The following is a 9,348-nucleotide window of genomic DNA, read 5'->3' as shown; positions in this document are numbered from 1 at the left end:
TCGCCAATAATCCCTACGTTTTCGGCATCTTTATCCATATACCGAAAAATGACGCTATAACCGGTAGGTGACAGGTAATCTCTCACAATTTCCGGGCTTTTATACGCTGTATTCATATATTTCCACTCCTTTTAACACATCTATCTGTCGTTTGCCAAAATACTCTCTCAGACAGTTTCATTGTATCACTAAAAAAGGAAGGAGAGGCTTTCACAATACTATCCTTTCCTTCCAAAAAATGACAGTCTATATTGTAACGGGCCGCCGATTCATAAATAATGATTTGAGCCTCTTACCCCAAATTAACGGCTTAACACGATCATACGCATTTCATGGGCCTGCAGAGTTTCTGTCAAGTTCAACGTGCCTTCCTTGCACTGAATTTTTTCGCCTTCGATCCTTGGCGTGCATATCCGGCGCATATACTCCACATCCTCCCGGACCGAAGTATCCTTATCCTGTCCCAGTTGTTCCCAGATTCCCAGAACACTGCCGTATTCGGGATAAACCCGGTAGCGGTGAAGCCGCCATGTTCCTGGCGGCAGATTGCTCAGAGAAAAATGAAACGTTGTTTCCCGGCTATCTACATAAATATCCTTGAGATCGCTTATTTTATAGCAATCCAATAAATTATTGCACATATCCACACGCATGAAACCATCCAATACAATCCGATATGTGAATGGTAGAAAACGCTTTCTCGATAGCTTCAGGTAATAGGGTTGCGGCACGTACTTTTTGTTTTCTCATATTCGCTTTGATTTTTGACCACATATTTTCAATCGGATTATAGTCCGGGCTATATGGCGGAAGATATAAATATTGTATATGCCTCTCATCTAAAAGATTCTTAACCACCTTTGCATGGTGGGAACGCATATTGTCCATCACAATGATGTCATCAGGGCCTAATGTTGGAAGCAAATCCGATTTCAGATAGCTTTCAAAGCGTTCGGCTGTGGTGCCTCCCTGATATGTGGTGTAAATACAGGAACCATCCAGGCGTATAGAGGACAGGATCGTTGTCGTGGCCGGAGTGTTTAGCGGCGTACTGTCAACCGCCCGCTGATTCTTTTTTGCCCGTGCATAACGTCTGGTCATGTCCGTATTGATCCCGCTTTCATCGAGAAACACAAGGTGGTTTGCGCCGTTCTCCGGAATACGTTGCCCCCCAGTTTTTTCGCTTCAATTGAATGTCGGGGACGCTCCTGTTCCGAAGCATGAAGGGATTTCTTCTTATAGACATATCCCAGTTTTAAAACAGCTTGCCGGACAGTTTCATCACTGACCTTCAGATGGAGGGTATCCATGATTTCATTGATTGTAATATCTGGCTGTTGTTGGATTAAGTTGTCAATATGAACAATGTCGTCATTGGAAAGGGCGGGTTTGCGGCCACGAAGAGAGGTACGGGTTTCCACAGAACCGGTCATTTCCATCTGCTTGCGTAAACGGTAAATAGTACTTGTGTTTACCGAAAAGCATTCGGCTATTTCCTTAACAGGGATATGATGATTAAGGGCTTGGATAATTAAATGTCTTTCTTCATTGTGTAACATAAATATCACCTCTACCTTAATCATAGTACCTTTGTCAAATTTATGCGCTATTTATCTGGATTGCTATAAATTCGCTTTCCCGCCGGAGATAAAAAACCTGCCCGATAGCTTTGTAATTAAAGCACAGAATTTTATAGACACCCCTTCGGTCGGTGGTAATCATATATCCGTCGCCTACATCCACCACATCATTTTCCATCCAGGACATAAACATCAGCGCATAATAGCAGGGTTTTGCAATACCCTCTTTGGTCAGCAGGCCGGCAGCCCCGATAAGCATCTGATCCAGATCATAATAATCCGCTCCGCTGTCACTGAGCAGATTGTAAACACACATCCGGGCACATTCCAGATTTTCTGTCAAATTTTTCAGCATCAGCGCGCCTTTGCCACAGCCATCATTGTAAAAAGAGCGCTGAGACAGGCTCATATTCCATTCCATAATATAAAGGGGTATGTCTGCAAGTCCGTACTTGTCTATAAAATTCTCATATTGTTTCCTTTCTCTGGCAATAAATTCTGTGTGAGGACAGATCACCGAACCAAGAACGTCACTTTCATCAATATATCCGTAAGGAAACCAGTAGGCCGACAGGAAATCCGGCGGAATGGGAAGTTTACGGCAGTTTTCCATGAAACGGAGAATCGGATGGTGCATATTTCCGATGACAAACCCCGGACCTCCCACCCGGATATTTTTTCCAAAAGATTTTACAATCTTTGCCGTGGTTTCAAACACTTCCGTATAATCATAATCTTCCATTCGTACGACGATAGTATTCTGATAGGCTTCTCCTGGATCAAACCAGACATCAAAAATCCACTGATCCACCCACTCTTCGCCATACCTCCGTACCACATGGCCCAAAAACATTTCCAGTACCTTTTTATACTCATCCAGAGTTTCATAAACTTTTTTCCGAGACTCCATATAAATTACCCGGTCATAATCCCGAAGAGTGTGCCTTGGCCTGTCCCCCAGATCAATGATCGGTATAATCTTTGCATCATAAAGAAAGTCCAGAACAGTATCCACATCATCAAATTTCAGAGCCGAAAAAGAATGATTTTCCCGAAGTTTCATATCCCATCCCAGAAGATTGCAGATGCGCCCGTATTTAAAAGATATATTCCGATGAACAAACCGGATATGCTTCTGAGTCCTGGCAGTAAGAATGGTATCGGCATTTCCCAGATTGACTGCCGCCGTCCATATTTTTCTATAGCAGTGGTACTGATCCATGGCCGTGTGGATATACTTTTCCTCTTTTTCCATATCCATGTCCGCTGTTTTATTTTCCAGATAGGCGGCTACAACTTCCCGGTATCCCTCCGGCTTCGGATGATCTTCCCGCTCTGGCTGTACACCCGCATTTTCGCGAAACCGGGTCGGCGTCGTATTATACACCGATTTAAAAACACGGTTAAAAAATGATGCGCTTGAAAAGCCATTATCCACGGCAATCCGGGTGATCGGTTTATCTGAATACAGAAGATCCTCAATAGCATGATGAAGACGGATATTATTCATATACTGAACAAAATTCATGCCCGCAATCTTTTTAAAATATTTGGAAAAAGCTGTTTCAGACATATACATTTTATCAGCCATTTCCTTTAGCGTAATTGGACGGTAATAATTGGCATTCATGTACTGAAGCATTTCTTCTTTTTCAAAATTACTTTTCCGGGTCCATTGATCCGACATCCCAGTTACAAGAAAGTGTTCTGCCAGACAGCCCACCAGCTTATAATACAGGCTTTTTTTCATATAATTTCCCGCCTCGGATACCTCATAAGACTCCAGGATTTCATCCAGGATGCCCGACAAGATCTTGTATTCTCCCGAATCCGTCACTGCAGAATTGCACCAGAACAGCGCAAAATCTCTTGAAAGATCTTCCAGTAGTTCACCATAATCCAAAAGGACACTGCACAGCCACAGACTGTCCTCTGACATTTCCCGATCCTCAAGGAGCCGATGACGGTTATTGGAATTAACGATAATCATCCCGTTTTTTTCAAGAACATAAGTTTTGTCATTAATCTCAACCCGGACTCTTCCTTCCAGGATATAGATTAATTCAATATCTGTATGTATATGTTCATGGGATTGTTCCGAATTAAAAAATTGAAGTTCCAGCATACTATCCTCCCGGCTTTTTATTCAGTATAACACCGGGCAGGAAAAAATCCATGGTTAGAGGATCACTTCATTTTTTGTTCTAGCCTGAATTTCATCCTTCAGTCTCTGGGTCAGTTGAACATAATAAGCACTGTATCAGGCCACACGAACCATCAAATCTTCATGATTCTCCGGATGGACTCTGGCATCCAGCAATTCCTTTTCATCCACAATATTAAACTGAATGTGCTTTACGCCGCCGATGACAATATTGTGCCATTTGGCCTCCCCGTTAGTCTGACCACGATTGTCTTTACTTTGAACCGTTCCCAGATGGAAATCTTTAATACGGATAAGTTCAAAAAGTTCAAGAACATCTTCATCGGTAACGATTCCCGCTTCAATATCTTTTTTCAAAAAGTACCAGATCCTCCGGTTCCAGCGTCTGCCTTACCACATCCGGTCCGTCACGGCCTTTTGCGGACAGGCCCGTCATGAAGGCTGAAACTTTGTATATTAAAAATCACTTCATCCATGTCTTACCCCTCCTGTTTTCAGACAAAAGAGCGCAGACAAGACCTGATGGCCTGTCCGCGCTCTGGACCGTTCTCACACTTTCGTGTTCACTATATTGACTTGTAAAGGCTTTGCCGCTGACCTTCCGTCAGCTTTCTTTCCGCCTTTCATGGTTTTATTATATATCATTGCCCCAGGGCGGCATAGATATTTTATTGTGCTTCCAGCCACGCATTAAGCTGATTCTGATACTCGGCAACAATCTTATCCGCGCCTACAGAGGCCAGACGTTCCTGGAAATCCTGATAAACATCCTCGCTGGCCATACCGGTCTCAATCTGAGGACGGAACTCGGCAAGGACATTGTTGATTCCGGAAAGCTCATTGGTTACTGCGCTTAAATCTGCGGAGAATCCAAGATAAGCAGATACCGGAGCCGACTCTGTAAGTTCTTTGGCAATCTCTCTGCGGTCAGCCTCGGCGCCTTCCCACGGGGTTACAAGGAACTGATTGCCCACCAGATAATCTGCCATATGGAATGCCGGATTTTCATTGCCCTCGATAAAATGAGCAATACCATCGGTCACTTCATAATCCACACCTTCAATACCCCATGCCATCAAATTGTTAATGCGGGCATCGGTGTACATCATATTCAGGAAAGCAATGGCTGCTTCAGGCTCTTTAGCCGCGGAAGGAACACCCCAGGTAAACCTTGTACATGATCCTGTGCTGATGGGATAGGATAAGATAGGTACACAGGTTACAGGCATACCGCACTGCTGTGTCTGGGCATCTTCAAAGCCATATTCCCCGCCCATAATAACGGAAAATGTCACATTGCTCTTGATCAGCTCGCTTCCAGTGGATGATTCTGTCGCCGAGTCTTTATAAACATACCCTTTATCATACCAGTCCTTTACCTGTTCATACATTGCCCGATATTCATCGGAGCTATACGTCAGTTTTACTGTAGGATCAGATCCATCCGGATTTACACCCACCAGGTACATCGTATCGCCCAGGAAATCCAGGGATGTCATATCCGCAAATTTATCCCCGCCAATGCAGGCGCCTCCGGCAGTGAATATAAGCAGGCCGGGCCCGGAAGATGCTACCGGTGACAGATAGGACCATTTTTCACTGTTGGCAACAGCATCCATAATCTCCTCATATTCTGTCATGGAAGTCATATTCTGAGCTTTCTCCAGAAGTCCCAAATCTTCCAGTACATCGGTACGCATAACAATGTACTCAGATGATGATAAATCTCTGTAGGCAGGCACCGCGTAAATACCGCCGTCTACAGTAGTTGCCGCCATAAGATCCCCTACAGTATCCAGTATATCCTGTCCGTAAATCTCCAGAAGATCACTGATATCCTGAAGCTGTCCCTGGGAACGCATCGTGGTGAAACTTGCAGGGCCTCCGGGCATAGTCAGGATCAGATCCAACGGCTCGCTGGAGGAAAGTTTCAGGTTCACCTGCTGGTCATAAGAACCAATTTCGATGATTTCCATATTAACATGGGTATTAATCTCTTCTTCTGTGATTTTATTGATCTCCGCTTCCACAGCATCTACACCGGTAGGTACCGGGCCCATAGACACATAAAGCAGATTAATATCTACAATATCATCCCAGTCTACAGCAGATGCCGCTGCGCTTCCCTCTGTACCGGCTGCCTCACTGCCTTCAGAGGCAGAAGCGTCCTCGCTGGCGCCGGCTTCTTCACCGGCCTGAGCCTGGGTACTGCCTGCCGCGCTGCTGTCACCTGCCGCCGATTCCGAATTTCCGCATCCGGCTGCCAGGGCCAGCGTCATGGTTCCTGCCAGAGCCATTGCTATCCATTTTCTTCCTTTTTTGTTCATTTAAAACCCTCCTATTTTCAATCCTGCATTTTGCGGCTTACTGATCCAGCCACTCAATACCTTTTTTAATGTTGCGATTCCAGAAATTCCATTCATGAGCCCCTTCATCTTCATAATAGAAAAGACTTGCGCCGTTTTCTTCAAGAAATTGTTTATAACTGCGGTTTTTTTCCAGCAGGCTGTCATCTTTTCCGATCGCCATAAAAATATCCACCGGCAGTTTTTTGTCTAAAAATAATTGTCTCGGATCCATGTCACTTCCGGGAAGTTTCGACACATCACCGCCAAAAATCCGGTCATAATGGCTGCGTTTCTGAAAACTCAATGCCGCGTCTTCTGTAGAGTTTACCGCGTCATCCATAATCAGCGCGCTGGAGAGAGCAATGATCTTGCTGAAAGTTTCATTATATTTCTTCGATATCATCCCATGTAATATTAAAATTTGACGCAGACTCTGTTTTTTCTTCCCCGGTTGTGTCGCTTTCGTCTGTTGTTTCATTAACCTCCACTGTCGATGTGGGCTGCACATTTTGCAACGTATCCGCATTTTCTGTACCATCCTAACTGCCACAGGCAGATAATAACAAAGTTAATGCGATCGCTCCGATACCCATCTTTTTCATCATGTTTCCTCCTCCAATACCTTTTTTAATTATTTTGCTACACTTATAATATCAGATTTTTTACCTGAACAGCCTTTCACCATTTCATCTTTACCCTTCAAAATATGATACCCTTTCAAAAAATTTTTCTTGCTCCTCATCTTTCTTCTCATTATAATAGTTTTATATCCTGAGACTTAGGCTCAATATTTTGCTTGCCTCATCATACTATGCCATAGAAAGGGATCTTCTTATGAAAAATGCTAACAATACGGATTCTCTGCTGTCTCTTGCAGCAGATTACTACTATTTTAAAGAAGGCTCTACAGAAAAGCAGATTGCCCAGATTTTATTAAAAAATATATGTAAAATTCCTTCCTGGACCATCGAACAGATGGCTGCAAACTGTAATATTTCCATATCTACGTGCCGTCGCTTTATTAAGGAAATTGGTTACGATTCTTATATAGAATTTAAAATGAAAATTTCAGATCTTATAAAAAATTATGATTTTAATACACCCACATTGCTTAATCCCAGCGCTCCGGACATCCATCAGTATATAGAGCAGACAACAAAGGATATTCGCCGGGATGTGGAAAATCTGGAAAAGACTCTTGATCCTGATAAAATTATGGAAACGGTACTCGCCCTCCATGAATATGAACATATTATTATCCACGATCTTTTTAAGTCCACAATGCACCTTGCCTTCCTGTCCCATCTTGCCTTGACAGGAAAAACCGTTACTCTTTCCGCAGACACAGTGACCCAGCAAAATAATGCTCGAAACGCCGACGCTTCTCAGCTTTTTCTTCTTGTTTATGACGGCCTGCAGCATTCAAAAGAAACCTTGAATACATTGCCCACAGTTCATACACACGGTGCAGAAATCATCCTGATTTCCAGTATCTTTCCATGCCCTTATTCAGAGCTTTGCCGTACAGTTCTTTATATAGGCCAAGGAAGTTCTCCCTTATCTTCTATGCTGCTTCTGGATCTGACTTATTCTTATATTGGAGAACTTTATAAAAGTATGTATATTTCAGGAAAAAAGCTGATCTGATGGCTAAAGCATTCGGCAAAAAAGCCGAATGCTTTCCAGTTCATTTTTCAAGGGACGCAAAAGGTTGGGGATAATCTCTTTCCTGGTGTGAAACTACCCATCCATCTGTATTCATTGGATCGTATTCCCAGTCATCCATTCCCAGCAACGGTTCTCCGAAAAATCGTGTCATATACCATTTGTTTCCAATTTTTTTAAATTCATGCATATAACGGCCGACAAAAACCATATACGAAATGTTCCCATGATCCCCTTTTTTACGGCCAAGATTTGTCGCGCTGTGATCAAACCATGTTCCACGGGCGCTTTTCCCATCTTTACTAAAGATAATTACAGGAGTTGTTGCCATATGAAAGCTAAACATTCCCGGAATATAATGACTTTCAAGGTCAGATAATTTTTTCAAAATGGCTGCCTCACCTTTATGAACAGGTGATTTTTCTCCAAAACTTTTCATCGTCATTTCCGGGATGAAACTGTCATTTTTCATATGGTTTTCGTAAAAATTCAGAAGCTGTGCCCTACGTCCGCCATATAACCAGGTATTTAATATATTTTCAATAGCATAAACATCATCCATGTACATATAAGGCGTATCCGCATAATACAGTGTCCAGGGTATCAGGTCATAACTAATCTTATCGTATCTTTTTCCGGGAATATAGGCAATATCCGGAAGGGCAAACAAATAAAACACCTTGCTGTCTTCAATTTTCCATACCTGATCTATCAAAGCCATATGGTATTTTATATAATAAAATGCTCTCCGGACTGTCTGAACATTTGGCGCTTCAGTACACAGATTAAAAATCTGTACAGGTGAAACCACATCGATAGTGGTATCTGTCCGGACAGATACCAGGGGGGATGATGTCAATCCCAAAACCGGTCTTTTAGAATTCCCTGAGTCAAAAATGTTCTTTAAACCATCATCGCCGTCTTTTTTCTCAAACAAATCTTCTATATTTCTGAGAAGTCTGTCCCACAAGAGATTTACGGTTTTTTCAGCACGTAAATAAACCTCCGAAGAAGGCTCCGCGAAATTCGGGATTTTCCCAATGCCAAAGGGTACACTTTCATTTTGAGTTTGCTTTAGGACATAAGGCCAGGCTTTCATTGTCTGAATTGTGTACAAATGAAATTCCCGTATCAATGCCTGGCCATCGTGATGGATAAAGGCGATTTCCAACTTCATAATTCTAAGTCTGCAGCTTAGAATCCCAGATGTTTCGTCATTCTCATAGCAATAGATATCACAGGACGACCACCCATCATTTTCCATCTCATATTCCTCTTTTAACGCAAAAGAAGGCGACATGGCAAACATGAAAAATTTTCTTCCTTCTTCAGCCCTTTTTCTTTCAATGTCATTCAATTGGCAAATCAAATCGCTGCGGTTGTCCGCCCATAGAACATCATCCACGGAAGCCTTAATATTATCCTTTCCATCAATAAGCCCGGCCAGACCATCGTTTTTTGCAAGAAGATTTTCATTAAGGCAGAAAACCATACGGGCCATGGCATTTTCCATGGCGGTATAAAAGCTCATCCGTCATTCCTCCGATCACATTACACAGTCTTTATCTCCAAAGCACCCTTCCGCAAAAAT

The 9,348-nt window shown here is 42.8% G+C and carries 9 protein-coding genes; 1 reads left to right on the top strand and 8 read right to left on the bottom strand.

The features are described from left to right. Window positions 1-302 precede the first annotated feature (302 nt). The 7 genes from HNP82_RS17380 to HNP82_RS17350 form a co-directional block, all read right to left on the bottom strand. Complete coding sequence (locus tag HNP82_RS17380; RefSeq protein WP_183776757.1) at window positions 303-653, bottom strand: hypothetical protein; 351 nt, start codon at window positions 651-653, stop codon at window positions 303-305. Then, on the bottom strand, window positions 631-1,101 hold the full coding sequence (locus HNP82_RS17375; RefSeq protein WP_243164854.1) for an IS630 family transposase: 471 nt from the start codon (window positions 1,099-1,101) through the stop codon (window positions 631-633). The genes HNP82_RS17380 and HNP82_RS17375 overlap by 23 nt, the downstream gene beginning before the upstream one ends. Then, complete coding sequence (locus HNP82_RS17370) at window positions 1,098-1,559, bottom strand: helix-turn-helix domain-containing protein (RefSeq protein WP_243164852.1); 462 nt, start codon at window positions 1,557-1,559, stop codon at window positions 1,098-1,100. Before HNP82_RS17370 ends, HNP82_RS17375 begins: the two co-directional genes overlap by 4 nt. A 40-nt stretch (window positions 1,560-1,599) precedes the next feature. Beyond that, complete coding sequence (locus HNP82_RS17365; RefSeq protein WP_183776755.1) at window positions 1,600-3,705, bottom strand: GH39 family glycosyl hydrolase; 2,106 nt, start codon at window positions 3,703-3,705, stop codon at window positions 1,600-1,602. Between the two features lie 135 nt (window positions 3,706-3,840). Beyond that, entirely contained in the window at window positions 3,841-4,101 is a 261-nt protein-coding gene (locus HNP82_RS17360) for a glycine radical domain-containing protein (protein WP_183776754.1), read from the bottom strand. 311 nt (window positions 4,102-4,412) lie between these two features. Beyond that, a complete protein-coding gene (locus HNP82_RS17355) occupies window positions 4,413-6,071 on the bottom strand; it encodes an extracellular solute-binding protein (protein WP_183776753.1) in 1,659 nt (552 codons plus the stop codon). Window positions 6,072-6,108: 37 nt separating this feature from the next. Continuing rightward, window positions 6,109-6,570, bottom strand: coding sequence for a hypothetical protein (locus tag HNP82_RS17350; protein WP_183776752.1), 462 nt, complete (start codon window positions 6,568-6,570; stop codon window positions 6,109-6,111). Window positions 6,571-6,926: 356 nt separating this feature from the next. On the opposite strand from HNP82_RS17350, the gene HNP82_RS17345 reads away from it, so the two are divergent. Then, window positions 6,927-7,739 carry a MurR/RpiR family transcriptional regulator gene (locus tag HNP82_RS17345; protein WP_183776750.1) on the top strand — a complete coding sequence of 271 codons (813 nt, stop codon included), beginning with the start codon at window positions 6,927-6,929 and terminating at the stop codon, window positions 7,737-7,739. A 40-nt stretch (window positions 7,740-7,779) separates the two neighbouring features. On the opposite strand, the gene HNP82_RS17340 is transcribed toward HNP82_RS17345, so the two are convergent. After that, window positions 7,780-9,288 (bottom strand): nuclear transport factor 2 family protein, encoded by a 1,509-nt coding sequence (locus tag HNP82_RS17340; RefSeq protein WP_183776748.1) that lies wholly within the window; start codon window positions 9,286-9,288, stop codon window positions 7,780-7,782. Window positions 9,289-9,348 lie beyond the last annotated feature (60 nt).

The organism is Catenibacillus scindens (assembly GCF_014202115.1).
Classification (GTDB): Bacteria; Bacillota; Clostridia; order Lachnospirales; family Lachnospiraceae; genus Catenibacillus; species Catenibacillus scindens.
This window is presented reverse-complemented; position numbering and strand designations above follow the sequence as displayed.

Excerpts from the sequence above, each read along its gene's own strand:
- HNP82_RS17380 (WP_183776757.1), bottom strand. The coding sequence starts at position 653 with ATGCGTGTGGATATGTGCAATAATTTATTGGATTGCTATAAAATAAGC.
- HNP82_RS17375 (WP_243164854.1), bottom strand. The coding sequence starts at position 1,101 with ATGACCAGACGTTATGCACGGGCAAAAAAGAATCAGCGGGCGGTTGAC.
- HNP82_RS17370 (WP_243164852.1), bottom strand. The coding sequence starts at position 1,559 with ATGTTACACAATGAAGAAAGACATTTAATTATCCAAGCCCTTAATCAT.
- HNP82_RS17365 (WP_183776755.1), bottom strand. The coding sequence starts at position 3,705 with ATGCTGGAACTTCAATTTTTTAATTCGGAACAATCCCATGAACATATA.
- HNP82_RS17355 (WP_183776753.1), bottom strand. The coding sequence starts at position 6,071 with ATGAACAAAAAAGGAAGAAAATGGATAGCAATGGCTCTGGCAGGAACC.
- HNP82_RS17350 (WP_183776752.1), bottom strand. The coding sequence starts at position 6,570 with ATGAAACAACAGACGAAAGCGACACAACCGGGGAAGAAAAAACAGAGT.
- HNP82_RS17345 (WP_183776750.1), top strand. The coding sequence starts at position 6,927 with ATGAAAAATGCTAACAATACGGATTCTCTGCTGTCTCTTGCAGCAGAT.
- HNP82_RS17340 (WP_183776748.1), bottom strand. The coding sequence starts at position 9,288 with ATGAGCTTTTATACCGCCATGGAAAATGCCATGGCCCGTATGGTTTTC.